Annotated in this window: 21 protein-coding genes and 1 riboswitch; of the genes, 14 read left to right on the forward strand and 7 right to left on the reverse strand. The window is 49.3% G+C overall.

The window, feature by feature from the left end:
* Positions 1-7 precede the first annotated feature (7 nt).
* From ACR9Y8_RS25270 to ACR9Y8_RS25305, 8 genes are all read left to right on the forward strand, one after another.
* Entirely contained in the window at positions 8-1,015 is a 1,008-nt protein-coding gene (locus ACR9Y8_RS25270) for a PorP/SprF family type IX secretion system membrane protein (RefSeq protein WP_481216034.1), read from the forward strand.
* 13 nt (positions 1,016-1,028) lie between these two features.
* Complete coding sequence (locus ACR9Y8_RS25275; protein WP_481216035.1) at positions 1,029-2,798, forward strand: OmpA family protein; 1,770 nt, start codon at positions 1,029-1,031, stop codon at positions 2,796-2,798.
* Between the two features lie 171 nt (positions 2,799-2,969).
* Positions 2,970-4,007, forward strand: a complete 1,038-nt coding sequence (locus ACR9Y8_RS25280; RefSeq protein ID WP_481216036.1) for a PorP/SprF family type IX secretion system membrane protein — start codon at positions 2,970-2,972, stop codon at positions 4,005-4,007.
* A 43-nt stretch (positions 4,008-4,050) separates the two neighbouring features.
* Entirely contained in the window at positions 4,051-4,614 is a 564-nt protein-coding gene (locus ACR9Y8_RS25285; RefSeq protein WP_481216037.1) for a hypothetical protein, read from the forward strand.
* A gap of 103 nt (positions 4,615-4,717) precedes the next feature.
* A complete protein-coding gene (locus ACR9Y8_RS25290) occupies positions 4,718-5,308 on the forward strand; it encodes an RNA polymerase sigma factor (protein ID WP_481216038.1) in 591 nt (196 codons plus the stop codon).
* A gap of 33 nt (positions 5,309-5,341) precedes the next feature.
* Entirely contained in the window at positions 5,342-5,743 is a 402-nt protein-coding gene (locus ACR9Y8_RS25295) for a hypothetical protein (protein WP_481216039.1), read from the forward strand.
* A gap of 103 nt (positions 5,744-5,846) precedes the next feature.
* The gene (locus ACR9Y8_RS25300) at positions 5,847-6,674 is read left to right on the forward strand and encodes a KilA-N domain-containing protein (protein WP_481216040.1); all 828 of its coding nucleotides are present in this window, start codon (positions 5,847-5,849) and stop codon (positions 6,672-6,674) included.
* Positions 6,675-6,754: 80 nt separating this feature from the next.
* Positions 6,755-7,618 carry an SDR family NAD(P)-dependent oxidoreductase gene (locus ACR9Y8_RS25305; protein WP_481216041.1) on the forward strand — a complete coding sequence of 288 codons (864 nt, stop codon included), beginning with the start codon at positions 6,755-6,757 and terminating at the stop codon, positions 7,616-7,618.
* A 66-nt stretch (positions 7,619-7,684) separates the two neighbouring features.
* On the opposite strand, the gene ACR9Y8_RS25310 is transcribed toward ACR9Y8_RS25305, so the two are convergent.
* Positions 7,685-7,963: a hypothetical protein gene (locus ACR9Y8_RS25310; protein ID WP_481216042.1), complete on the reverse strand. Its 279-nt coding sequence runs from the start codon at positions 7,961-7,963 to the stop codon at positions 7,685-7,687.
* Between the two features lie 254 nt (positions 7,964-8,217).
* Here ACR9Y8_RS25310 and ACR9Y8_RS25315 point away from each other — a divergent pair, with 254 nt between their 5' ends.
* From ACR9Y8_RS25315 to ACR9Y8_RS25330, 4 genes are all read left to right on the forward strand, one after another.
* Entirely contained in the window at positions 8,218-9,327 is a 1,110-nt protein-coding gene (locus ACR9Y8_RS25315; RefSeq protein WP_481216043.1) for a DUF2911 domain-containing protein, read from the forward strand.
* A gap of 98 nt (positions 9,328-9,425) precedes the next feature.
* A complete protein-coding gene (trxA, locus tag ACR9Y8_RS25320) occupies positions 9,426-9,743 on the forward strand; it encodes a thioredoxin (RefSeq protein ID WP_481216044.1) in 318 nt (105 codons plus the stop codon).
* A gap of 31 nt (positions 9,744-9,774) precedes the next feature.
* On the forward strand, positions 9,775-10,740 hold the full coding sequence (locus tag ACR9Y8_RS25325; protein ID WP_481216045.1) for a YheT family hydrolase: 966 nt from the start codon (positions 9,775-9,777) through the stop codon (positions 10,738-10,740).
* Between the two features lie 30 nt (positions 10,741-10,770).
* Positions 10,771-10,950 carry a hypothetical protein gene (locus tag ACR9Y8_RS25330; RefSeq protein ID WP_481216046.1) on the forward strand — a complete coding sequence of 60 codons (180 nt, stop codon included), beginning with the start codon at positions 10,771-10,773 and terminating at the stop codon, positions 10,948-10,950.
* Here the strand turns inward: ACR9Y8_RS25330 and ACR9Y8_RS25335 are convergent.
* The 4 genes from ACR9Y8_RS25335 to ACR9Y8_RS25350 are packed head-to-tail and all read right to left on the reverse strand — an operon-like array spanning position 10,940 to position 16,176.
* The gene (locus tag ACR9Y8_RS25335) at positions 10,940-11,917 is read right to left on the reverse strand and encodes a hypothetical protein (protein ID WP_481216047.1); all 978 of its coding nucleotides are present in this window, start codon (positions 11,915-11,917) and stop codon (positions 10,940-10,942) included. The genes ACR9Y8_RS25330 and ACR9Y8_RS25335 overlap by 11 nt on opposite strands.
* A 4-nt stretch (positions 11,918-11,921) precedes the next feature.
* On the reverse strand, positions 11,922-13,040 hold the full coding sequence (locus ACR9Y8_RS25340) for a DUF5074 domain-containing protein (protein WP_481216048.1): 1,119 nt from the start codon (positions 13,038-13,040) through the stop codon (positions 11,922-11,924).
* Between the two features lie 12 nt (positions 13,041-13,052).
* A complete protein-coding gene (locus tag ACR9Y8_RS25345) occupies positions 13,053-15,065 on the reverse strand; it encodes a TonB-dependent receptor (protein ID WP_481216049.1) in 2,013 nt (670 codons plus the stop codon).
* Positions 15,058-16,176, reverse strand: coding sequence for a DUF5074 domain-containing protein (locus ACR9Y8_RS25350; RefSeq protein WP_481216050.1), 1,119 nt, complete (start codon positions 16,174-16,176; stop codon positions 15,058-15,060). Before ACR9Y8_RS25350 ends, ACR9Y8_RS25345 begins: the two co-directional genes overlap by 8 nt.
* Before the next feature lie 183 nt (positions 16,177-16,359).
* Positions 16,360-16,575: riboswitch (cobalamin riboswitch) on the reverse strand.
* A 74-nt stretch (positions 16,576-16,649) separates the two neighbouring features.
* Here ACR9Y8_RS25350 and ACR9Y8_RS25355 point away from each other — a divergent pair.
* Positions 16,650-17,495 (forward strand): rhomboid family intramembrane serine protease, encoded by an 846-nt coding sequence (locus ACR9Y8_RS25355; protein WP_481216051.1) that lies wholly within the window; start codon positions 16,650-16,652, stop codon positions 17,493-17,495.
* 320 nt (positions 17,496-17,815) lie between these two features.
* Here the strand turns inward: ACR9Y8_RS25355 and ACR9Y8_RS25360 are convergent, their stop codons facing one another.
* Together ACR9Y8_RS25360 and ACR9Y8_RS25365 are read right to left on the reverse strand one after the other, a co-directional pair.
* Positions 17,816-19,102 (reverse strand): DNA recombination protein RmuC, encoded by a 1,287-nt coding sequence (locus tag ACR9Y8_RS25360; RefSeq protein WP_481216052.1) that lies wholly within the window; start codon positions 19,100-19,102, stop codon positions 17,816-17,818.
* A gap of 12 nt (positions 19,103-19,114) precedes the next feature.
* The gene (locus ACR9Y8_RS25365; protein WP_481216053.1) at positions 19,115-23,422 is read right to left on the reverse strand and encodes an AAA domain-containing protein; all 4,308 of its coding nucleotides are present in this window, start codon (positions 23,420-23,422) and stop codon (positions 19,115-19,117) included.
* Positions 23,423-23,922: 500 nt separating this feature from the next.
* Here ACR9Y8_RS25365 and ACR9Y8_RS25370 point away from each other — a divergent pair, with 500 nt between their 5' ends.
* Complete coding sequence (locus ACR9Y8_RS25370) at positions 23,923-24,813, forward strand: polysaccharide lyase (protein ID WP_481216054.1); 891 nt, start codon at positions 23,923-23,925, stop codon at positions 24,811-24,813.
* Positions 24,814-24,919 lie beyond the last annotated feature (106 nt).

The following is a 24,919-nucleotide window of genomic DNA, read 5'->3' on the forward strand; positions in this document are numbered from 1 at the left end:
TTTCAAGATGAAAACTATCTTTATAACATCGTTCTTCCTGATCATCACAACGCTCTTCGCCTTCGAGTCAAGGGCGCAGATCGATCCGCACTTCTCCCAGTATTATGTGTACCCTGCATGGCTCAATCCTGCATTAACAGGCGCATTTGACGGCGACTACCGTTTGTCTGCCATTTACCGCACGCAGTGGGGCAACGTGACCAGTCCCTTCTCCACCTTCGGCGCCGCGGCAGATATCAGAACAGACAGGAACTTCAATTTTGGTGCGAGCTTGTTGAACCAGAGCGCGGGAGATGGTGGTTATAACTATACTACCGGCTATGCCAACTTTGCTTATACAGGCGTAAAGTTTGGCGCGCAGCAAACACACCAGCTGTCCTTTGGTATGCAGCTGGGCTTTATCCAGCGGAAATTCGATCCTTCCAAGCTTACCTTCGGAGATCAGTGGAACCCTATTACCGGTTACAATCCCGGCGCTCCTTCTGCCGATGTGCTGACACGTACTTCCGCCATGTCATTTGATGCGGGTGGGGGCGTGCTCTATTATGATGCACAACCCGGAAAGCTGGCGAATGTGTTCGGTGGCTTTTCTGTATCGCACCTCACCCGGCCTAAAGACCAGTTCAGCAGCAAGGGCGATGCCCGTTTCCCCATGCGTTATATCGGCCATGCAGGTGTAAGGCTGGCGCTTTCAGACAAGATGAGCCTTACGCCCAACGTCATGTACATGCGCCAGGGCACTGCCTCTGAAAAGATGGTAGGCGCTTATGCACAGATGAATGCTGCTATGAACACCGACTTTTTACTGGGCGCTAACTATCGCCTGAAAGACGCTGTTTCTGCCTACGCGGGTTTCATTTATAAAACCCTTACCCTGGGTGCCAGCTATGATATCAATACTTCTGACCTGGGTAAGATGGTAAATGGCTCCAACAGTTTTGAGATCTCACTCACATTCATCGGCAGAAAAAAAAGCAAAACACCGGAGGTGGAATTTGTTTGTCCAAGATTATAAAAGCACGACGATCATGCAAAAGATATTCCTTACTGCTGCTATTGTTCTGGCAGCGATGGTTGCCAGGGCGCAGTTTACCTACGACTACCTGAAAGCGGCCGATCACTACTATAAAAAAGCAGACTATAATTCTGCCGCTGAGTATTATGAAAAATACCTGGCCTCCCGTAAGACGATCATTCGTCCGGCGGCCTATAATCCCTATACGGCGCAAACCCTGAGCAGGAAGCCGGTGGCGGTGGTGAGCAGCGAACAACAGGCTATTTACTACCTGGCTGAAAGCTACCGCCTGTTAAATAATTACAAGAAGGCGGCGCCTTATTATGAAGAAGCGCTGGAATTTGATAAAGCACAATTCCCGCTGGCAGCATTTCACTATGCCACCGCATTGCGTGCCCTGGAAAAATATGAAGCCGCAGAAAAAGCTTTCAGCTATTTCCTGGGCATTCATGAAACGCAGGATGAATGGCGTAGCGCTGCAGAAAGAGAAGTGAAGAACCTGCGCTTTATCGTGGAGCAGCTGAATAAAAAAGACTTACATCTCTATTCCCTGCAGAAAGGCGCTTCCGGCATCAATGCTACCGGCGCCAGCTATGCACCGGTATGGCTGAACGATAACACGCTGGCCTTTACGTCTACCCGTCCGGACAGCGGCAGCAGCAAGAACTATGTGCACCTGAACCGCATATACCAGGCGGCTGTCAACGGTGGCAGCGCCAGCAACATCAGCCGGCTAAGGATCCCTCAACCTAAAGAAGAGCACCAGGGCGTGATCAGTGTTACGCCGGATGGTAATACCCTGTTCCTGACCCGCTGGAAAATACTGGATGGAAAGAAGACCTCTGCTATATATGCGAGCAGGAAGATCGGTGAAGCATGGAGTGAACCGGTGGCATTGGATGAACAGGTGAATGCTTCCGGCTTTAATGCACAGCAGCCCTTTGTGATGCCTGATGGCAGATACCTGCTGTATGCTAGCGACCGTAAAGGCGGTTATGGCGGCTTTGACCTCTGGTATGCTGAACTGGATCCACAGGGAAAACCGATGAACAGCAGGAACCTGGGTAGCACCGTGAACACCACCTACGATGAACAGGCGCCCTTCTTCCATGCCCCATCCGGCGTACTGGTATTCTCCAGCAATGGCGGTGTTGGCATGGGCGGATATGATTTCTTCTATAGTAAAGGCGGTTTTGACAGCTGGGAAACACCGGTGAACTTTGGTTATCCCGTCAATTCTGTAAAAGACGATATCTATTTCACCAGTCATGGTACGGCGAACAACATCCTGCAGGATGCCTGGCTGGCTTCCGACCGCTCTGCGGACTGCTGCCTGGAGCTGTTCTCACTTAATAAGACCGTTCCGGTGCCACCACCACCTCCTCCGGCGCCTGAAGTAGTGAAAGAAGTACCGCCGGTGGAAACACCCAAAGTACTGGAGAATGTGTACTACGATTTCAACAAGGCCACCCTGAAACCCGAATCTTTCCCTGCGCTGGACAACCTGGTAGAGATGCTGAACAAGCACCCTGAAATAAAGATCGAGATCAGCGCGCATACCGATAGTAAAGGCACGGACAAATTCAACCAGCGTCTCTCTGATGCCAGGGCGAAGAGTGTAGTAGAATATCTCTTAAGTAAAGGTATCGATGCGGCCCGCCTGCAATCCAAAGGATATGGCGCCAGCCAGCCGATTGCGCCTAACCAGCATGAAGATGGAACAGATGACCCGGAAGGAAGACAAAAGAACCGGAGAACGGAGTTTAAAGTGTTAAAAGATTAAAGTTTGAAGTTTGAGGTTTGAAGTTTGAGGTTCGTTGGATGTTGCAGGTTCGCGGCTACCATCCGTCCTTAAGCAATGTTCGAATAAAGCTAATTACATGTTTTAGACTTGTAACGGCTAATGAACCTCAAACTTCAAACTTCAAACCTCAAACCACTAAAATTAACGGTTATGAGTTATAAAAAATGCCTGGCGCTTGCCCTGATCTGTATAAGCACCCATGCTGCCAATGCACAGCAACAGCCCCATTATACGCAGTACATCATGAACCCTTTCATTATTAACCCGGCTGTTGCAGGTATTGAGAACTACTGGGATGTAAAGGCGAGTCACCGGCATCAGTGGGCTGGTCTGAACGGCTCGCCGGTAACCACTTACCTGACGGTGCACGGGCCACTTCGTAAAAACGATTACCCGCAGGCTTCGCCTACCGGTTTCGATATAGAAGGGGAGAACCCGCGCGGCAGGGCATACTGGAAGCAGTGGGAAGCGCCCGCATCACATCCCGGTGTAGGGCTCACTATTCTTAATGACAAAACAGGGCCGCTGAACCGTTTCTCTTTCAGCGGTACCTATGCCCATCATATCGGCCTGGCGCCAAGAACCAGTTTAAGTGCAGGCATCTCCGTTGGTATGCAATCTATCACACTGGATGCCGGTAAGCTGCAGCTGCAGGATCCCAATGATCCGGTGATAGCTGGCAGCAGCGCCTTGCTGAACCGCTGGAAGCCCGACGTGAGCGCTGGTTTATGGTTATACTCTGCAGATTATTTCATTGGTGCATCTGCGCAGAATATCATACCCATGAACTTAGGTTTTGATGATGGCAAGGTGATAGGCGATTCTGTTTACCGTGGTAAGCTGATACCGCATCTGTTCTTCACCACCGGTTACCGTTTGTGGCTCACAGATGATCTGACCCTGTTGCCTTCTATCATGGTAAAGTTCATTACAGCTGCGCCGGTAGGTTTTGATATCAATGCCAAAGTGCAGTTCCGGGACCGTGTATGGGCAGGCGCATCTTACCGGCTCAACGACGGTGTGGCGGGTATGCTGGGTATCAATATCAGCTCCACTTTCAATATCGGGTATTCCTATGACTACACCAGCTCTTCCCTGAATACGGTGAGCAAGGGATCACATGAGATCATGATCGGTTTCCTGCTGGGCAACAAGTTTGGAGATCTGTGTCCCCGTAATGTGTGGTAAAATATGTTTTTTCATTTTTCAACCTAAATACAAACAAGAGTTTATGAAACGTTTTTTCCAGATGTCATGCGGCATTTCCTATGCATTGCTGTTAACAGTTTTATTCGCCATGGTATCCTGTTCCAAGGATGGTGATCCCGGACCTGCGGGTCCTGCTGGCCCTGCAGGCCCGAAAGGCGATGCAGGTCCTAAAGGTGATGCCGGTACTGCAAATGTGATCTATTCCGATTGGCTGGATGCCACTTATGAAACAGATGCCGATTCTGCTACCTGGATAGCCCAGATCAGCGCAACGAAATTAACCGCCGACATACTGTCAAAAGGTGAAGTAAAAGTTTATGTGAACCTGGGCCTTGCAACTGATCCGCTGATTGCGCCGCTGCCTTATTTCGATGGCAGGTTTATCATCAATGTACGCCTGGCTGCATCGACCATTGCTTTGGTCAGCAATGCCAACCTGTCCACATTTGTTGATGAGGAATCAGGCGCCAAAGCGCAGCAGGTAAGATATGTGCTGATCCCCGGCGGTACCGCTGCGCGCCAGTCCGCCGGTATTGATTGGAACGATTACCAGCAGGTAAAGAAGTATCTCAACTTGAAAGACTAGGTATACTAATAACTCCATCACAGATTAGATTATAGGATAAACGGCTGCCTTTTTTAAGGCAGCTTATTCTTAACCTTAATTTTTGGAACTCCATATAGTTATTATGAACAGATATTGTGATTTTACCGACGAAGAATTGATCCGGCTCTATTTATCGGGGGATAGCGCCGCTTTCTCCTGGCTGGTTCACCGGCATAAGGATAAGATCTTTACCACGATCGTACTGCTGGTAAAGGACCGGAGCCTGGCAGAAGATATTTTCCAGGAAACCTTCATTAAGATCGTCAATGCATTGAAGAAAGGGCATTATACGGATAATCGCCGCTTCCTTGCATGGGCCGCCAGGATAGCGCACAACTGTTGCATCAACCATTTCCGGAAACAACATGTTTCTCCGGCAATAGTACTGGGATATAAAGATGGCGTGTTGTCTGTTATAGAAGATCAGATGGAGCAAAGTGAAGAACAGCGCCTGATAGCCAGGGAATGGGCGCATGAGCTGCATGGGATGCTGGACAAACTTCCGGAATCACAACGGGAGGCCCTGATATTACGCTATTACGCCGATATGAGTTACAAGGAAATAGCGCAGGTGGTCAATATCGGTATCAATACGGCTTTAGGCCGGGTGCGTTATGCCATCATGAACCTCCGCAGGATCATGGAGCGGGAACAGGCGAATGCTATTGTCTGAATAAAATATTTTAACCCAACAATCAACTAAACCATGAGAAAATTAACCATTCAATTAACCGCAACGTTCACTGTATTGTTAATGGCTGCTTTTGCCTTGCAGTCATTCAAACCTTATGAAAAGGCCGCTAAAACGGCAGGTGTAAATTTCCTGGTAACCACTTCCGGTGGCTGTACCGTTAATATCCTGGGTAATGCAACCTATAGCACGCCGCCTTTGGTAGTAAGCTGGGCCAGTGGCCGGGTAAGCCTTAGCGGGAAATGTGCGCCTGGCGCCCGTACAGCAGACCTGATCTTTGATGTTGTTACAGATGGTAATGGACAGATCATCGACATCAAATGGAATGTACCGGAATCACGGGATGTGGAAAATTTCCTGGCAGATCCGGAGGTGGAGGATGCGTTCAAGGCATATTTGCAGCAGTTGTTGATATGAGTAGAGGTAGTAGAGAAGTTGCTAACTTCTGATTAACGGTTTGCAGTTACAATTGGGCATAAATTCGCCTCTCTGAATTTAATCCATGTAACTGCAAATACATATGAGTAAAGTAAAAAATTCAACCATTATTGTACAGGGAACTGAAATCACCATTATCAGGGAACAAGAGTTTGATTATATTTCTTTAACGGATATGGTTAGGTCTTTCGAGGATGGTTCCGTACTTATTGAAAAGTGGCTCCGTAATAAAAATACAATCGAGTTCTTAGGTATTTGGGAGAAAATAAATAATCCCGATTTTAATTCCCCCGAATTCGGGGGAATTATGCTTGAAGCGGGCCTGAACAGGTTCTCCCTGTCTGTTAAAAAATGGACGGAACGAACTAATGCCGTAGGGCTTTTGGCAAGAACTGGAAGATTTAATAGCGGCACTTACGCCCAAAAGGATATTGCCTTTGAATTCGGTTCCTGGCTCAGTGCCGAATTTAAGTTATATCTGATCAAGGAGTTTCAGCGGTTAAAAGAAGAGGAAAGCAGCCGTCAACATCAGGGATGGGATATCCAACGTACGCTTGCTAAAGTAAATTACCGTATACATACAGATGCAGTTAAGGAAAATTTAATACCTGCTGAAATAGACAGAAGCCAAAGCGGCCGCATATACGCATCGGAAGCAGATGTACTGAATATGGCCTTATTCGGGAGGACGGCTGCGGAGTGGCGGCGAAATCATCCTGACAAAACTGGTAACATCAGGGATGCTGCAACCTTGGAACAACTGGTGATATTAAGTAATCTGGAGAGTCTTAACGCTGTGCTGATACATCAGCAAGTCCCTCAGCAGGAAAGGCTTCTGCAATTGAACAAGATAGCAATAACCCAAATGAAGTCACTGCTGCACAGCACTTCGCTGCGAAATTTAAAGTAACGGCTCCCTTTTCTCTCTCTTGGCAGAGCCCGTCCCCCTTAGCACACTATTTGTTGCCCTCTCTCAAAAAGCAACAAATTATGATAGCAAACAGATTAACCGGCAAAGTAGCCATCGTCACAGGCGGTGGCACCGGCATTGGAGAGGCCGTATGTAAGAAATTTGCTGCAGAAGGCGCTAGTGTACTCGTGGTTGGTTTCGCAGACGACCCGGTAGAAGCAGTAGTGGCAGAGATCATTGCCAATGGTGGTGAAGCCCGTTCCTACATGGGCGATGTATCAAAAGAAATAGAAGCCCAGGCTGCTGTAAAGGCCGCGGTTGAATACTGGGGCGTGCTGGATATATTGGTGAACTGTGCAGGTGTTTACCCGGCTACCGCAGAAACACAGGACCTGGATGTGGAAATTTTTGACCTGCTGATGAAGAACAACCTGCGCAATACCTTCCTGATGACCAGGGCAGCACTTCCCTTCTTACAGAAGACACGTGGCTGTGTGATCAATACCGGTTCGGAAGCAGGCTTCCTTGGACAGGCAATGCTCACCCCGTATGGCGGCACCAAAGCGTTTATTCATGCCTTTACAAGAGGCGTTGCGCTGGAGCAGGCGAAGTATGGTGTAAGGGCCAACTGCGTTTGCCCCGGACCGGTAGATACTTCCTGGACGCACAAGGAAACAGGTCCGATGAACGCAAAAATGGAACAGTCCATACTGGAAACCGTTGCCATGGGCAGAAGAGGTACTACAGAAGAAATAGCAAATGTATTCCTCTTCCTTGCTTCCGATGAGGCGTCCTATGTAACAGGATCTACCTATAGCGTAGATGGCGGTATTATCGGCAGTAAGGGCACAGGTAAAGACGCCCCTGAAAGTATTAAACAGGAACCTGAACCGGAGTTGGCATTACAGCATGAGCACGATGGAAAAACAGGCAGGCGGAATTGACAGGTAAACACAGACGGAATAATTACATAAAAGGGCTGGCCTTAGAAGCCGGCCCTTTTTATAATGTTATGCGGTGGTCTCTTTGGTAGCTGCATCCTTTTTCGCAACCTTTGCTTTCTTCACTTTCACAGCTGTCGTTTTTTTCTTGGCAGCAGGCGCTTCTTTCTTCTTAGCCGGCAGACCTTTGCTCAACAGTTTAGCAGCCTTCTTGATCCGGTTTTTGAATTTCTTTTCACCTAATTGCTCTTTCCACCCGGTCAGCAGTATGAATAACTGCTGCTCAATATTTTTACGGGTATCCTTACCGGATAGTTTCCCGTTTTCCTGATCGTTATGCGTTGACATCGATAAATAATATTTAATGTTTATGGTAACATAAAATTAACGATAAGTTAATACAGTCAATGTTAAGTTTTTAAATTGGCGGCTTAAAGTTGTGTTAATGTGCCTGTTATCAATATAACTTGCATGATATTTCAGTTAATGTGCATGTAAAAAAGCGATCAGTGCGCTCCTTTTATCCTCGCTTTTTCTCATCCCTCATAATTCCATTGGCCGGCTGACCACGCTTTGGTAGATTCCCTTTAAATATCCCCAATATGAAACGACTTTTTTACCTTGTTATCTGCCTCGCCTTTATTCCATTTACAGTCAATGCCCAGTTCCTCACGAGCCTGCCTTCAGGCGGCAATAAGAAAGCCTCCGTTACGGAGCGCATCGGCCTTACGGATGTAAGCGTTCACTATGACCGTCCCGGCGTAAAAGGCCGTGAAGGAAAGATCTGGGGGCAGCTGGTCCCCGTAGGCTTTACTGACCTTGGTTTTGGCAGCAGCAAATCGGCTCCCTGGAGGGCTGGCGCCAATGAGAATACTACCATTGAATTCAGCAATGATGTAAAGATCGAAGGGCAAAGCCTGCCCGCTGGAAAGTACGGTTTCTTCGTGGCCTATGACCCGCAGGAATGCACCCTGATCTTCTCCAAAAATTCCCATTCCTGGGGCGCCTATTATTACGACCCCAGGGAAGATGCGCTAAGAGTGAAAGTAAAGCCTGCCGCCCTTGATAAAAGCGTGGAATGGCTGAAATATGAGTTCCTCGATCAAACGGAGAACGCGGCCACCCTTGCCCTGGAATGGGAAAAATTAACGATCCCCTTTAAGATAGAAACAGATTATACAAAAGATCAGCTGGCCTCCTTCCGCCAGGAGCTGAGAACAGACAAGGGCTTTACCTGGGAAAGCTGGAATCAGGCCGCCCACTGGTGCGCCGACCATAAAGTGAACCTGGATGAGGCGTTGCTCTGGGCAGATTCTGCCACCAGCGCAGGCTTTGGCGGAGATCGCAGCTTCGCCGCCTGGAGCACAAAAGCGTTGGTATTACAGCAGCTTGGACGCGGGGCCGATGGAGATGCGCTCATTAAAAAGGCCCTGCCCCTGGCTTCCATGATAGAGCTGCACCAGTATGGCCGCCAGCTGATCGGGCAGAAAAAGCAGAAAGAAGCCCTGGAGATCTTTAAACAGAACTACCAGCAGCATCCCGGGCAGTTCACTACCCTGATGGGCTTAACCAGGGGGTATTCCGCCAACGGCGACTATAAATCAGCCGTGAAATATGCCAACCAGGCATTGGCGCTTGCTCCGGATCCCGCTAATAAAGCCTTCATACAGCGCATGATAGGTCAGCTGAACGAAGGGAAAGACATTAACTGATCAACAGGGGCCGCTGCCATACTGGCGCGGCAAACCGGAAGAGGCTGCCGTATGTTTAACAGGCCTTATTTTTGAGGTATTGTCTGGAAAAACACGCAATGGAAACACAAAGTGAAAAAAGATCATTCCAGGATATCATCAATGGTAATAAACCGGTATTGGTCGACTTCTCGGCAGAATGGTGCGGCCCCTGTAAAATGATGCCTCCTATCCTCAAAGAACTGAAAGGAATGACCGGTGATGATGTGATCATCCTGAAAATGGATGTGGACAGGAACCCTGCTATTGCTAATGCCTACCAGATCCAGAGTGTGCCTACGATGATCGTTTTCATGAACGGGGAAGTGAAATGGCGGCAGAGCGGCGTAATGAATGCCCGTGCACTGAAAAGCGCTATTGATCAGGCTACCCGATAAATTCCGGTATCCATTGTACCTTGCGGTCAATATGCCGCTTATTCAACATTCAGACTATAAGGCTCCTTTCTTCCTGAAGAACCGTCATCTGCTGACGATCTATCCCACCCTGTTCCGTAAGGTCAGCAACGCGAACTACCAGCGCGTACGAATATCGACGGCGGATGAGGATTTCCTGGACCTTGACTTCAGCTATGCCAACAGCAACCGGATCGTGATCATCCTGCACGGCCTGGAAGGAAGCGCCGACCGCAAATATGTACTGGGAATGGTGCACATTTTCAATGGCGGCGGCTACGACACCGTATCGCTCAACTTCCGCGGCTGTAGCGGCGAGCCCAATAAGAACCTGCGTTTCTATCATAGCGGGGAAACCGGCGACCTGGCCCAGGTGGTGGAATACCTGGCTGCCACCGGACGCTATCAATCCATACACATCGTGGGCTTCTCCCTGGGCGGCAATGTGACCCTTAAATACCTGGGAGAGCAAGGCGCAAATGTTCATCCCCTGGTCCAATCGGCAGTAGCCCTGTCTGTACCCTGTGACCTGAAGACCAGCTCGCAGGAGCTGGAAAAAAGGCATAACACCATCTACATGCAGCGCTTTATCCGGCACCTGGGATATAAGCTGGAATTAAAAGCGAAACGTTTCCCGGATCTGATCCGCCTGGAGAATTACCGGGATATCAGGACCTTCAAACAATTTGACGACCGTTATACCGCCCCCATACACGGCTTCGCGGATGCCCTGACCTACTGGGCGGCTTGCAGCTCAAAGCCCTTCCTCGAAAAGATCAGCATACCTACGCTGCTGATCAATGCCCTTGACGATCCTTTCCTGTCCCCTGAATGCTTTCCCTATGAAGAGGCAGCGCAAAGCCGGTATTTTTACCTGGAAACGCCCCGTTACGGCGGACATGTTGGTTTTGTAACATTTGGACAGCAATGCTACTGGTCTGAGAAAAGGGCCTTTGCATTTATCAATGAGCATCATTAATTTTAAGGAATGCTCCGATAATCCCTGTCTATGTCAGAAACGATCACCTGTCAATATACCAGCCCCTCGCTGCTGGATAAAACAAAAGACCAGGAAGAATTATTCCTCTCCCGGTTCAGTGAAGTACTGCAAAAGCAGCAGCTGAAAGCCTGGAGTGTTAGCACCGGGCTGAATAAGACCATTAAGAATATTCACCCCGCTACTTTTTAATGTGCAGGTCTGCTGCCCCTGAGATCTCTGTAGAGATCTCTCCCAGCCAGCGGTCGGGATTGGCAGGGTCACCGGAGAGGTCTCCGTTGCTGTTTTGCCCGGTGTATACTTTGATGAAGTCAATATATTTCAGTGTTACAGCATTGCCTTTGCTGTCAACTGCTTTGGAGATATCCAGCCCGTTATACCCACGTCCTTCCTTATCAATCGCATCCAGCAGTTCGGATGATCCGCTGTCGGCATATCCCCAGCTGAAAGGCAGGTTGGTTACCAGTTCGGTCTGGTACACCGGGTCAAACTTTTTCTGGATGGTATTGGCCAGCAGTGTGCCTTCAAAAGTGATGGAATCCGGGTTAGCGGCAAAGGAAGGGTAGTAGGGTTGTGTATGGAAATAGTTGGCCAGTACATAGCCGGATCTTCCCTGGTTATCTTTCCACAGCACATCCGCTGCTTCTTCTTTTTTGGGATTGTAATAGGTAATGCGGTATTGTTTGATAGTAGTGGCTTTTGCGTACTCGCTGCCTGCCAGCTCATACCATGCGCCGTCGTCTGGTTGACCGTTACCATTCTTGTCCTGCATGACCAGTACAATACCAGGCTCTGACCATTCCTGTCCGGGGTTGGTCAGCGGGTTGCCATAAAGGCCAATATCATTGCCTTCCTTGTTCTCAATGGAGTGATCAAATCCGAAGATAACATACCCGCCGTATGCGCCTAATGAAAGCAGTCCGTCGCTACCGCCAATGATGGCTTTTGCTCCATCTGGTGTACCGGTAGCGCCATCGTTCACAAACTGTCCGGGTGCAGGCAGGTATTCAAATATTTGGCTGATGTAAGCGCTGCTGGAGCTGGTAGCAGGGCGGAAATGATCCGGTTCGGGTGTTGACGGCGCATCATCTTTGGAGCAAGCTGCTAAGCATACCAGCACGCTGAATAAAAGAATACGCTTGATTCCTGTGAATGCCATTGTACTATTGATTTTTTTTAAGAAATACAAAGTGAGCGGGGATGTCCCCTGTTTCTACAGACCACTTCTTCCTGCCTGTTTTGTCGAAGCAGTAGAGTATGCCGGGTGATACATAATCCAGCGCATCTGTTACAAAAACATCTTCTGTATCCGGGTCTACTGCAATACCGTAGGGAATATTTATCTGTTGATCGGTGCCATCGGTAATGAAGGAACGATGGAGAATCGTTTCATCCTTTACGTTGATCAGGGTATAGGAAATGGTGTTGGAATGTGTGATATAGCTCCATGCAACGCTGTAGATGTAAGCAAGGTCTTTGTAGATGCAGATATTGCTGGCGGCAATATCAAACTGCTTTTTGACCTGGTCGGTGTGCGTATCGATCACGTACAGGCGCGAAGGCACGTTGTAATAATCGCCCCGGGAAGTGACATACAGGTCGCCATACTGGTCTAATGCAAGGCGGTGCAGATTGATAGCAACATCTATGCGTTTGATCTCGTGCTGTGTTTGCAGGTCGATGACTGAAACCGTGCGTTCGTAATTAGGCGGACTGTAGCCGCCGGAGTTGGCCACATACAGTTTATTGTTGGTAATAAGCAGCTGTTCAGGGTTACGGCCCGTCGGGATCCTGGCGGTTTCTGTAAGCGTAGCGGTATCTATTACGGATACATAACCATCGTTAGAAGTAATGTAAGCGTAACCTTTGTCAAATGCTGCATATCGGCACTGGCGGATATTCAGCTGTTTGATGCGGGTTACGGTGGCGGCATCCACTACTTCTACTTTATTGGAATTGTTCACCACGATATACATTTTGCTGCCGTAGATCCTGATATCATTGCCAACGTCTCCCAGGCCTTTTGTTATTTCCGGGTTATAGGCCTCGAACAAGCGGCGGTTGTAACGGCCTGTAGTTAAATCCAGGTAATCCAGCGAGGCCTTGTTCATATTCATATTGCCTTCATTCAGCAGGTATACACCTTGTACAGCAGGCTGTTCTACCTGGCTGCGGCTGTAACCGGCTATCTGCACGGTATCCATCCGCGGAGGGACGGTATCCTTCCGGCAGGCGGCCAGCAGTAGTATAATGAGCGTATATACGGTCCTGTTATATCGCATATCCTTGATTTATTAGCGGCTGATGCTCCAGTTGATCCTGTAGTTGCGGCCGGGCATGGGAAAATTCAATATCACGTCGTAATACTGGTTTAAGAGATTGTTTACTTCCAGCGACAAGCGGGTGGTATAGCGGCTCAGCTTACAGGACCATGCCGCAGAAAGATCGCTGGTATACCAGGGCTGCACATAATTGACCGGGATATTCCGCTTCTGGCTGTAACGTTCTCCTGTATAAATAAAACTGTAGTTCAGCGTGAATGTGCGCCAGTCGATACCCGCTGTCAGCGAGCCGCTGTGCCAGGGTGTATAGGGGATCTGTTGACCGTAGTTATATCCTCCTTTACCTGCGGTTACATCCTGCGCCTCCTGCCAGGTATAGTTAAGGCCGATATTCAGCAACAAAGATGGCAGCGCCTGATATGCGGTACGTATCACCACATCTGTTCCTTTGATCTCTACACGGCCCAGGTTCATCATAGACCAGCCGAAGAGATTATCAGACGGAACGGCCACGATCTTATCTTTTACGCGGTTATAATATCCGTCTGCCTGCAGGGAGATATACAGCCAGCGCCCACGTAATACCTGCCGCCACGTAAAGCCTGCATCGTATTGTTTTACATACTCGGGCGCCAGGTTGTTATTACCGATGAAGGTGTAGTATAGGTCATTGAAAGTAGGCATGCGGAAGATGTTCTTGTAAAAGGCCCGCAGCCAAAGATCTTTTTGGGGAAAGGCCTGCCAGGCAACGGAAAATGCAGGTGTCAATTCTCTTTTCGGGCCTGCAGCCTGGTAAGCTTTTACAGATTCGTTCACAAGGGTGGCCAGCAGGTTGCCCTGCAGTTCCAACCGTTTAAAATGTGTGCGACTGGCCAACGCCAATAGCGTGGTATAGCGGCTGGGGTAGGGGAAGCGGTAAAGGTTGGCATCCATCGTATTCACAATAAGGTCTGCTGCCAGCGAGCTTTCCCACCAGGAGCTGATAGTATACTGGTTAGCCAGTGAGACATAGGTTTCACGCTGGTGATAGTAATTATCCAGCAGGTGTTGTTCATTGGGATATTCCGGGTCAATATACCGGCTGTACAGGTCTGTATATTTCGCATTGGCAACAATGCTGTAACGAGGCCCGATATTTTTACGGAAAGAAGCCTGTACAAACTGGTCCCTGCCTTCCAGGTGCTGTCCGTAATTAAAATGGTTCGCTACGATCGCGCCGGGCAATCCACGGGAGGATTGATAGATATAGTATTTGACAGACCAGCTGCTGCTATCCGCCAGCCAGCCGTTCAAACCTGCCTCTGCGCGGAGGGCGTTCACATTCCCATTCTGCCGGGTGGCGGTAGTGTCGTACACACCATTGGTATAGCGGAATTTGTAGCGGCCGTTGGCATTGATCCATTCTGTACTAACAGTACCGTATACACGGTTGCTGATCTTTTGCTGCCATAACAATGAAGGATTGACCAACCCGGACGAGCCGGTCCTGATACTGGCCTTGCCGTGCCAGTGTTCTCCCTCTGTAAAATGCGGCGTACGCGATTGCAGGGCCAGCACATTGCCTGCCGAAAAGGCCCTCGCAGGCTGCAGTATGGTGTTTTGCTGGCCGTTATAAAGGGCAATGGTCTCGATATTATCCAGCGAGAACTTGCCCAGGTCTACCTGGCCGTTCTGTGCATTACCGATCGTCAATCCATCATAAGACACGGCAGTATGGTTAGTGCCCATGCTGCGTACGTTGATGGTTTTCAGTCCGCCGATGCCGCCATAGTCTTTCAGCTGTACGCCGGAAAAGTAACGTACGGCATCTGCAACAGACAGGCTGTTCAGCCGTTCCAGCTGTTTGCCTGTCAGTACTTGTGCAGCATTAATGGGCTGGATGCTTGTGGGGATCCGTTTGGCGTCTACCCTTACTTCCTGCAAGGTATCCTTTACCTGTGAAAGGGCAGCGCTGCCTGTAAACAGGCAAGCGCCGCCCATGATCAGCATAGGACTGGAATACCGTTTGCGTAATGCACTATTCATGGAATACAGGCATAGCGGGGAAATACCAACCGGTATAAGTAAGTGTTTTCTTCAGTGTAGCGGTGGTGGCATCGTAGATCAGCACGCGGTTAATGTCGCCGGTGAACTGGCCATTAAGGGTGGTGATCACCAGCTCGTTCTTGTGCTTGTTATATGCCACGCCTGCGCCGTAGAAATACTGTCCGGAAGGCAGTGTAATGAACGGTGTAGCCAGCGAAGCAGTGTTACCGATCACATAACGATACAGCTGCGTACCACCTGCGAAATTGTTGTTACGCGCAATGTAGATGGCATTCTCCTGTGTGGAAGCCGTAATGCAGGCATGACGCCATGCGCCCCAGGGAGAGGGTACTGTAAAGGGCAGCTTGATAGCCGTGCGTGCCAGTGTAGCCGGGTCGATCCTGATCAGGGAATCTGCAGTGGCAGCATATACGCCGCCGTCTTTACCGGCTGCAAATGCAAGGTTGGCAGCGCCGAATGTTTTCACTACTGCATAAGTGCTGCTGTTGAGTGCCACAATACCATCAGTAGCAGACAACACGAATACATAGCTGCCCGCTTTCAGCATATCGCCGGTATAACCGCTGACGCCTGCAACTTTTGTACCTACTGTCAAAGCAGGTAGTGCGACGGGATATACGCCATCTTTTGCGCTTAGCAAGCCGCGGCTGGCATCCAGACCGATGAAGGCATGTCCGTCGTTACCGGGTAATGTAGTGATACGGCCGCTTTCTACCAGTGTACCTGCATCTGTCACCACCATGGGGCCACCTGCTTTTACCACGATATACATCTTACCATTAAAGATGGTGGCATACTGCAGGGTGTTGGAAGCGCCGCCTAATGTTTTCGTGGGATTTTCTTTCTGGTAAATGTTGAGCACGAGGCTGTCGCCTGTATTGGAATAAAAATGCAGATCGCCGCTGCCGTGGCCAAACCAGCCTTCATTGGCAATAAAGAAACCGTCTGCATATTTACCGGTCACTAACTCGGTATGTGCCCTGCGCACATTGTTTGGCTGCTGCGCAGGCAGCGCCGCGTCCTCCTTCTGACAGGAGGCAATAAACAGGGCCAGTGTTACAAACAGTGGGGAGAGTAGATGCTTTTTCATTATATCGTTTTTTGAATGAACAATACAGGACATAGCTTTCCCGCCAGGCTTTCAGCCCGGAAAAAAAACAACATTGACGACGCCGGTGATAAACGGCGCAATACGCGCAAGGGTAAACGATACGAACAAAAAGAATATATGCCTGGCAGGCTTACATTCCTGGCCTTTCACCCGAAAGCGCTGAATGATAGATCACATCTGGCAGGTCTTCTGGCTTTCCTGCTTTCCCGGGAACCTTCCCATCCGTCAGCTGACGGACAGTGGTATGGAGTATTATCCGGAAAATCGCTTCACGATGAGGTGAAGGCAGGATCACAGCTACGGGGATAGCTCCGGTATTACACCGGATTCCCTTTTAATCCCGATTTGACATCGGGAACCAGTTGCGGATGCAAACGTACATTAACTATTAGTAAAATCCAATTAAATTAGCGTTACGTAATACCTGTACCAAGTATAATATCCTTAGCCTGATGGGACCAATTGGCATTATTAATATCGTACTGATTATCACTAACATTGTTTTTACCTACAGAGGGCTGAAAGACCATGATTTTTTTGATAGGTATGCCTTCGAAGTAGAAAAGATCCTGCTGCACAGGCAGTATAAGCGCCTGATCACTTCCGGTTTTCTGCATGTAAGCTGGATGCACCTCATTTTCAATATGATGTCGCTGTATGTTTTCAGTGATACTGTGGAATTGTACCTGGGCAGCACTAAATTCCTCGTAATCTACTTTGGAAGTTTGTTGGGCGGTAACCTGCTGTCACTGCTTATACATCGCCGTCACGGGGACTATAGCTCTGTGGGAGCTTCCGGCGCAGTGTGCGGGATCATCTTTGCTTCCATTGCGCTCTTCCCGGGAATAGGAGTGGGCTTCTTTTTCCTTCCTCTTTATATTCCAGGCTGGCTGTATGGATTGGGCTATGTGTTGTACTCCATTTACAGCATCCGTTCAAAAAGGGATAACATCGGGCATGAAGCGCATTTGGGAGGTGCATTGGTAGGACTAACGGTGGCTGTGATCATGCATCCTGCTTCGTTGCTGGAAAATTATGTTCCTATACTGGCCATCGCGGTACCGGCTATATTCTTTATTTACATGATTACTACGAGGCCACATTTTTTACTGATTGATAACTATTATTTTAAAAAGCATCATCAGTACATAGATATCGATCATAAGTATAATGCCGACAGAGCTAATAAACAACGGCAGATAGATTTGATACTGGAGAAGATCCACCGGCATGGTATGAACAGTTTAACGAAGAAAGAGAAGGAGATATTGGAAGAGTATTCTCAGACGATGAGCTGAATGCTGAATACTAAACGCCGAACGTCTCTTGCGTTATGCGTTTAGCATTCAGCGTTCAGCATGTTACTAGAATTTTTTGTAGTAGATCAGTTCACCTGCTTCGCCCGAAGCGGATTGTTCGCTGGGCACAAATAAAGTAACCACCAAAGCCCTCTTTCACGTCATTGGATATCCTTGAGGTTGGCTGCCTGTAAGTGTTCGTCATTGCGTAAGTGTTCGTCATTGCGAAGGGAGTATCTTCCACATACCCTCCACATACCCCCCAAAACCGCAGTAACCTGGGAACTTAGTGAGCGCTTAGTCTGAGCCGTGTCGGGGGCTTACTGCTCCTGCTGTCCGGGCAACTCCCCGGCTTCGGGGCCTCCCAGCAATGCATTTGCCTGGTCGGCGGGCAGTTCCTGTACATCCCGCAGCTTCCTTTCAATAGAACGGGACCTGCGGCCTGCTTCGTCTATTACATTACTGGCCTCCTGCAGTTTCTTCTGCGTCTTTTCCAGGATGGTACCGAAATTCCCGAACTCGGTCTTAACGGCGCCCAGCAGCTGCCAAACCTCACTGGAGCGTTTTTCTATCGCCAGGGTGCGGAAGCCCATTTGCAGGCTGTTAAGTAAGGCAGAGAGGGTAGTAGGGCCGGTGATGATCACCCGGCATTCCCTTTGGATGCTTTCAAACAAACCGGGGGTACGCAGCACCTCTGCATAAAGGCTCTCAAAAGGCAGGAAAAGGATGGCAAAATCCGTGGTATTGGGTGGGTCGATGTATTTGCTGTAAATATCCGTTGCGTTCTTTTTAATGCCTTTAATGAAGCTTTTCCGGTATTCCTCTACCAGTTCAGGCAGGGCTTTATCATAGGCATCCATCAGCAGCTCAAAATCCTCTTTAGGGAATTTGGCGTCGATGGGTAGCCAGACGATCTTGTCATTATCTTCCTTACCGGGCAGTTTCACTGCAAATTCCACTAAGGCATTGGAGCCGGGCCTGGTCTTAACGTTCTTTGCGTACTGGTCTGGCGTCAGCAGCTGTTCCAGCACGTTTTCGAGCTGGTATTCGCCGAGTACGCCCCTTGTTTTTACATTGGTCAATACCCGTTTCAGGTCGCCTACGCCGCTGGCCAGCTGTTGCATATCGCCGAGGCCTTTATGTACGGCTTCCAGGCGCTCGCTGACCAGTTTGAAGGATTCTCCCAACCGGGTTTCCAGTGTTTTCTGCAGCTTTTCATTTACTGTCGCCCTCATTTCTTCCAGCTTCTTTTCATTGCCGGTCTGCATGTCGGCAATCTTCTTTTCCAGCGAGCCGGTAAGGAAATGCAGTTTCTCTTCTACAGACCTGGTAAGCATGTAAAGGTTGGTGGAAAAAGTTTCGCCATACAGCCGTAACGACTCTGTAAGCGCTGCCCTGGCATGGTTGGCAGCTTCACTGGCCTCTGCCCGGTTAGTAACGATCTCGTTCTTAACAGAAGCTTCCAGGCGGTCTATGGCATTGGCCAGCGATTCCAGCCGGTATTGCAGCTGCGCCTGCGATGCGTTGCGGGCTGCTTTGTTTACCAATACGAGTAAGATCACTATTAAAACCAGGATAAGGCCCAGTAATACATATAATATTTCCATCGGTGGGTGCTTTTAATGTTCATCATGCAGGTTGGCCAGCAGCATCTCCATTACGCGGTTACGATCCTCCAGCCAGTCCTTTGCATATACATGTGCTATCTTCCAGCCAAAGGCCTGGAGGATAGCGGGGCGTTGATAATATTGTTCTACCAGGTTATTGTTCCGGTAATGCTGTTCATCATCTATTAGTATGCCAAGACGGTACTGGCTGTCAGCTGCATGGCGTTTAACCGCCAGCGTGCATCGGAAGCTGCTTTGTCCCACGGCTTCATCTACCGTGAATCCCGCTTGCTGTAAGGCGCTTTTTACCTGCTGTATGGTAACGGACAATTGCTCCGTATCCTGTCGCATGGCAGTATGGTCGGGAGGCAGGAGGCTGTCCAGTATATTACGCGCTTCTTCCATGCGGCCCGTGCTCACCATCTCCGCATAATGCAGGAAACGTTTGAAGTAACGCGCCCCATCGTTATGCTCGTTGGTAATATGATGATGTTTGATGCTGCTGATCACCGCCATATGTTTCTTAGCCCGGCTGAAAATCACATTCAGTCTTTTCTCTCCGCCGCGGCGGTTCACCGGGCCAAAGTTCATCAGCATTTTACCCTGGCGGTTATGGCCATAGCAGATACTGATGATGATGATATCCCTTTCATCTCCCTGTACGTTCTCCAGGTTCTTTACAAACAGGCCCGTGTATTGTCCTTCTTCGGTGCGGCTAACGGCAAGATCCAGCGCGGCTTCAAAAGCGCGGTCTGTTGCTGCCAGGGAGGTGATGGCATCTTCAATAGCGTTCTGTTGTTCCTGGCTGAAGGCGACGATGCCGATGCTGTCTTTTACATTGTCCAGCAGCAGCTGCTTTACCATTTGTGCAATATAGGCGGCTTCCTGTTGGTTGCTGCGTTCCTCGTAAATGCTGTTGGGCAGGTAATGGAAGCTGATGCTGTTCTGCAGCAGGCGCTGCGCAGTATCAACGCCTTCTTCGGGCGATTGCACGATAATCTCCGGCTGGTGGTGATGTTGTATCACCCTGTCGGGGATGGTCAGCAGTCCGCCGCCGTAGAAAGCGTGATTGGAATAACTGATCAACGTTTCATAGCGGCTGCGGTAATGCCAGCTGAGCATAGTGCTGTGCAGCTTGCGGGAACCCTGGGCGAGGAGGCTATCGGCATCTTCGCCTAATATATCGGCTTCACTTTCTCCTTCAAACGTATCCAGGTCGTCGGGATCGGAGGCGCTGTTACCGAAGAAATTGGCAGGAGGCATTTGTTTATCATCCCCAACAATGATCGCCTGCGGCGCACGGAAGAGGGCGGGAATGCCTTCTTCGAGCGGTATCTGGCTGGCTTCGTCAAAGATCACTACATCGAAGGAGTGGAGATCCAGCGGAAGGCTGTCGCTTACGCTTAAAGGGCTCATGAGCCATACGGGCTTGATATCCCTCAATACCACACCGCTTTCGTTGGAAGCCATCTCACGGATGCTGCGGAAGCGCATGGTCTTGCTCATTTCATGCTCCAGCACCCGTCTTCCTTCCGTATATATTTTCTTTAATTGTTTTTGTTCTGCGGATAGTTGTCCGGCGGCTATATTGCCCAATGCATAACGTTTCAGGAACTGTTGCCTGCGGGTGGCCCTGATATAATCACTGTTCAGGTGCAGGAGCTGCGCATAGGTTTGCGCGATCTCCTTTACTGCCTGTTGCAGGCTGGCCTGGTTGGTGGCTGCAAAACCAGGATGGCTGTTAAATACGGATTGTAAAGTTTTATGCGCCATTGCTGCTTCCGCCTGTTGAGGCGTAAGGGGAAGGGTACGGAGCATTTCCTGTATGGCAAGCGGTAGCCCGGCAAATTGTTGCAAGGCAGGTAAGAGCGCTTTTAATAAAGGCGCCTGGCGGCTGATAGCAGTCAGTTCCTCATGTACCTGCTGCAAAGATTTTTCTGCATAACCGTACAGCGCCTGCTGTAATTGTAATTCCAGCTGATGCAGGATGTTATTTAATTTACTCAGCTGCATCACCAGTTCATTGGCAGCCGGATGTTGCAGCAGGTAGGTAACAGGCCCATCGCCCAGCTTGCGGCGTAGTACTTCAAGGCCTACATAGATGGTAGTGATGTTATCTATGCCATATTGTTCCTGTATAGCATGTTGATGTTGCTGTACTTTGTCCTTCGCATCATATTCGTCGCGCAGCTGTTCTAAGATCTCACTGAATGCAGGAGGCAGCTGGTGGGCTGAAAAATCATACGACTTTTTCAGCTGTTGCTTCAAACGTCGCCAGTCTCCGCTTAAGAATTTAAAGAAGGAATGTTCATACCTCTTTGCGATACGCAAGCCCTGCAGTACTTCCTGCTCACTGAATTTGTGCAGCCAGTGTTTATTGAGAGCGGTAGCCTTCTTTACGCCTTTTTGCAGCTGACGGTATTTGCGATAGGCCTTTTCAAAACGGCGGGCAGCTTTACCTGATTGATCTACCAGCTGCAGGTTACCACTGGCGGCCAGTGGTTCCAGTACCGCTGCGTTTTTGACCAGCGTCATGATGTCCGTCAGCTTGCCGGTGAATTCGGGAGGGATATTATTCCGCACAATGATATGCGCGATATGATCGATCGTTGATTGCGCATGGCTGCTGATGCTCTCCATAAGTGTAAGCGGCCGCGCATCCTGTATGAGCCCTTTGCCCAAGTGTCGGAAAGGATGCTGCGCAAATATGGGAACAGCGCCTGTTTGTTCCAGTGCATGGCCAAGGGCTTTGATGGTATCCCCAAAATCCAGCCATTGTTTGTAGCCCGGCAGCGATGCTTCCTGCTGTGAGCTGATAGCCGGTAAATGCATTTGCAGCCGGATCAGTGTTTCAATCAGGCGGCGGGTGGAGATGCCCGCTTCTTCGTGAACACTGCGTTGTTGTTCGTGGTAGGCCTGTAACAGCTGTAGCTGTCGTTGCAGATGATCCAAAGCAATCTTACGCCGTAATGTGATATGGGTAAGGTCCATCTTTGTTCTCAGGAAATCATCGTACACGGTTTTCAGTTCCCTTACAAACTCTTTTTTATCTGCCTGGCTATCGTGTATGTAGCAGCAAAGCTCTGCCAGTTTATTTTGCTGCAGGCGATGGTATACTACATCCAGTGCGGCTCTTTTCTCACAGACGAACAGTACGCTTTTGCCCCTGGCTACAAAATCAGCTATCAGGTTGGTGATGGTCTGACTTTTGCCTGTACCCGGCGGCCCCTGGATGATGTAGCTTTGTCCGCTGCTGCCGTGCAGGATAGCATTGGTTTGCGCAGGATCTGCAGCGATCACGTGGTACCATTCCCGGGGGGAGTGATCACTTACAGCTGGCGCGGGCGCCTTGGGCGCATTATTGAAAAGTCCTGTGAACACCGGATGTTCGATGCCCTGTGCGCTTACCTGGTTATAATCACTTACCAGGCTCATTTTCTTGTAGTTGAAATTGCCGAGCACCAGGTTAGTGCTATCCAGTTCCCATTGCAGGGGCTGAGCAGGCAGCTTGGCTGCTTGGTCTGTATCTGCTACCTGTAACAGGTGTGCAGGCAGGGCATCTTTGTTACGCAGCTTCTTCACATACTGCCGGATGGTGTAACGGGCGGACTGCTGTAATAATGCTGCATCCGGCTGATGGATATGCTTTAATGCAACACCTTGTTCTGCAGCGTCAATACGGGTTTTCAGCGCCTGGAAAAATTCCTCCATGCTGGTCTTATCCAGCGGGATGCTTTCGGGCAGAATGATACCGAAAAGATCTTTCCAGCTATTGGCCAGTACCGGGTTTACGATCGCCTCATTATCCAGTATTTCGAGCGTAAAATGTTCCTCTTTAAGGGCTTTGCTGCGTTTCAGCTTAACGGGCAGCAGCAGCAGCGGACTTTGTATACGTTGCTCGCTATCCTCCTTCAAATTATACCAGTGCAGGAAAGCCACCACCAGCTGCAATTGGCTGAAGCCATATTCCTTTTCATCATTCTCCGCCTTTTTGCGTACGGTATTGAGCTGTGTTTGCAGGTAAGGATGATCTGCAAAATACAGGTGTTTGTTCAGCTGCAGGTCTTTCATGCTGCTGACCAGTTTAGACATGGCGGCATTCCAGGTAAGGAGGCCTTCCGGCAGTTTGGCGCTGTCAGATGGGAGTATGGGCAAGCTGCCTGCGGTCAGGTTTACAAAGCGGCTGTTAGGCTTATAGTAGAGCAGCCGGTTACGCCGGCTGGTATCAAAGAGCCGGTTGCGCAGCCTCGAGAGGATGAACGCATTTCTGTCTGCAGGCTGTTTAGCTTGCAGCATGGCATCTTTGGATAGGTCGGACATAGCGGGTACGGTGATTTTGCATGCAATTGAAGGCAAAAAAAGGCTATTGGAAGCGATTAAACAAATTTGAAGTTTGAGGGATGAGATTTTGAGGTTTGAAGTTTGAGGTTTGAGGTTTGAGGTTCGTTACAGGTTAAAGGTTTATGGCCAGTGTCAGGCCTGCCAAATAGTGCTGAACGTTTAACGTCCAACTAACCTCAAACCTCAAACTTCAAACCTCAAACTTTCAAACTTTCAAACTTTTAACGTATATTACATATCACACGTCATCAATAAATTCCAAAATTCCAGTTATGAATCAATTGAAAACTATCTCCCACGGCCCTCCTTCAGCATAAAATGTGCAATCGTTTGCAATTTTATCGGGAGTACCCGCGTTAAATGCGTAGAAATTATAGTTTATCAACCAAAAAAGCGTCAATTAAACACGTCATTTAAACACGTCCTTATTGAGTATAAGGCCTTTGCTTTTATTTTCTAATCATTAAACACAAACCGGAATGAAAACCAGTGTGATTCTCACCACACCGGCATGCCTGCTGGCATTGCTGGGTGTAATGGCTGTCTCTTGCACTAAAGAAGCCACTCAAGACTCCTTATTAAAAGCTGACAAAGCAGCAGCAGCAAAAGATGTAGCAGCAGCTGCGGATGTTTCCATCAGCGCAATTAACAGCAACTTGTCCGTGAACTGGGACAACTACACGCACGGCGTTACCTATACCCGTGCCAATGCAGAAGCCGACTTCGGCAACATCAGCGCCTGGGTAGACAGCCGCGCCATGATCTCTAACGGCAACCTGCGTATCACCCTGCTGAAGAATGCCTTGTCTGGCGCCGGCGGTGTGATCGGCAACATCGACGTTTCAGATGGCAGCGCTTATGAAATGGATTATGATATCCGCTTCCACAGCCAGTTTGACTGGAGCCGTGGCGGCAAGGTAGGATTTGGTTTCTCTGTGGGTGATGGAAACACCGGCGGAGACCCCGGTTGGGACGGCAACGGTGGTTCTTTACGTTTGATGTGGTATCAGACAGACGCGGGCCGCGTGTTCTTTCAGCCCTACATCTATTACAAGGATCAACCGGGCGAGTACGGTGATACCTTCGGTAAGTCTTATCCTTCTTCAGGCAGCATTACCAAAGGCACCACCTATCACGTGCATATGTATATCAAGAGCAATACCGGCAGCAACACCGATGGTCATGTGCAGATCGTGATCAACGGCACGGTGGTGCTGGACAGGGATATCCGCTGGACTACGAATGATAGCAAGCGCCTGATCAGGAATGTAACCTTCCACACTTTCCGTGGCGGCAGCCAGACCTACTGGCAGTCTACTACAGACGGTTACATTTATTATGACAACTTAGTGGTTCATAAGATTCAGTAGTAGTTTGAGGGCTGCCTCCTCGCTGTGGTGAGTAGAGAGTCTTCAACTTACGTCCTTACAAGACATGGAGACCGGCGCCCCATCCCCGTCATTGCGAGGCTGTATG

The sequence above is a fragment of the Chitinophaga sp. SVR4-12A genome, from assembly GCF_056754765.1.

Excerpts from the sequence above, each read along its gene's own strand:
- ACR9Y8_RS25295 (WP_481216039.1), top strand. The coding sequence starts at position 5,342 with ATGAGAAAATTAACCATTCAATTAACCGCAACGTTCACTGTATTGTTA.
- ACR9Y8_RS25360 (WP_481216052.1), bottom strand. The coding sequence starts at position 19,102 with ATGGAAATATTATATGTATTACTGGGCCTTATCCTGGTTTTAATAGTG.
- ACR9Y8_RS25365 (WP_481216053.1), bottom strand. The coding sequence starts at position 23,422 with ATGTCCGACCTATCCAAAGATGCCATGCTGCAAGCTAAACAGCCTGCA.
- trxA (WP_481216044.1), top strand. The coding sequence starts at position 9,426 with ATGGAAACACAAAGTGAAAAAAGATCATTCCAGGATATCATCAATGGT.
- ACR9Y8_RS25325 (WP_481216045.1), top strand. The coding sequence starts at position 9,775 with ATGCCGCTTATTCAACATTCAGACTATAAGGCTCCTTTCTTCCTGAAG.
- ACR9Y8_RS25315 (WP_481216043.1), top strand. The coding sequence starts at position 8,218 with ATGAAACGACTTTTTTACCTTGTTATCTGCCTCGCCTTTATTCCATTT.
- ACR9Y8_RS25285 (WP_481216037.1), top strand. The coding sequence starts at position 4,051 with ATGAAACGTTTTTTCCAGATGTCATGCGGCATTTCCTATGCATTGCTG.
- ACR9Y8_RS25310 (WP_481216042.1), bottom strand. The coding sequence starts at position 7,963 with ATGTCAACGCATAACGATCAGGAAAACGGGAAACTATCCGGTAAGGAT.
- ACR9Y8_RS25330 (WP_481216046.1), top strand. The coding sequence starts at position 10,771 with ATGTCAGAAACGATCACCTGTCAATATACCAGCCCCTCGCTGCTGGAT.
- ACR9Y8_RS25280 (WP_481216036.1), top strand. The coding sequence starts at position 2,970 with ATGAGTTATAAAAAATGCCTGGCGCTTGCCCTGATCTGTATAAGCACC.
- ACR9Y8_RS25335 (WP_481216047.1), bottom strand. The coding sequence starts at position 11,917 with ATGGCATTCACAGGAATCAAGCGTATTCTTTTATTCAGCGTGCTGGTA.
- ACR9Y8_RS25305 (WP_481216041.1), top strand. The coding sequence starts at position 6,755 with ATGATAGCAAACAGATTAACCGGCAAAGTAGCCATCGTCACAGGCGGT.
- ACR9Y8_RS25355 (WP_481216051.1), top strand. The coding sequence starts at position 16,650 with ATGGGACCAATTGGCATTATTAATATCGTACTGATTATCACTAACATT.
- ACR9Y8_RS25340 (WP_481216048.1), bottom strand. The coding sequence starts at position 13,040 with ATGCGATATAACAGGACCGTATATACGCTCATTATACTACTGCTGGCC.
- ACR9Y8_RS25345 (WP_481216049.1), bottom strand. The coding sequence starts at position 15,065 with ATGAATAGTGCATTACGCAAACGGTATTCCAGTCCTATGCTGATCATG.
- ACR9Y8_RS25275 (WP_481216035.1), top strand. The coding sequence starts at position 1,029 with ATGCAAAAGATATTCCTTACTGCTGCTATTGTTCTGGCAGCGATGGTT.
- ACR9Y8_RS25300 (WP_481216040.1), top strand. The coding sequence starts at position 5,847 with ATGAGTAAAGTAAAAAATTCAACCATTATTGTACAGGGAACTGAAATC.
- ACR9Y8_RS25350 (WP_481216050.1), bottom strand. The coding sequence starts at position 16,176 with ATGAAAAAGCATCTACTCTCCCCACTGTTTGTAACACTGGCCCTGTTT.
- ACR9Y8_RS25270 (WP_481216034.1), top strand. The coding sequence starts at position 8 with ATGAAAACTATCTTTATAACATCGTTCTTCCTGATCATCACAACGCTC.
- ACR9Y8_RS25290 (WP_481216038.1), top strand. The coding sequence starts at position 4,718 with ATGAACAGATATTGTGATTTTACCGACGAAGAATTGATCCGGCTCTAT.
- ACR9Y8_RS25370 (WP_481216054.1), top strand. The coding sequence starts at position 23,923 with ATGAAAACCAGTGTGATTCTCACCACACCGGCATGCCTGCTGGCATTG.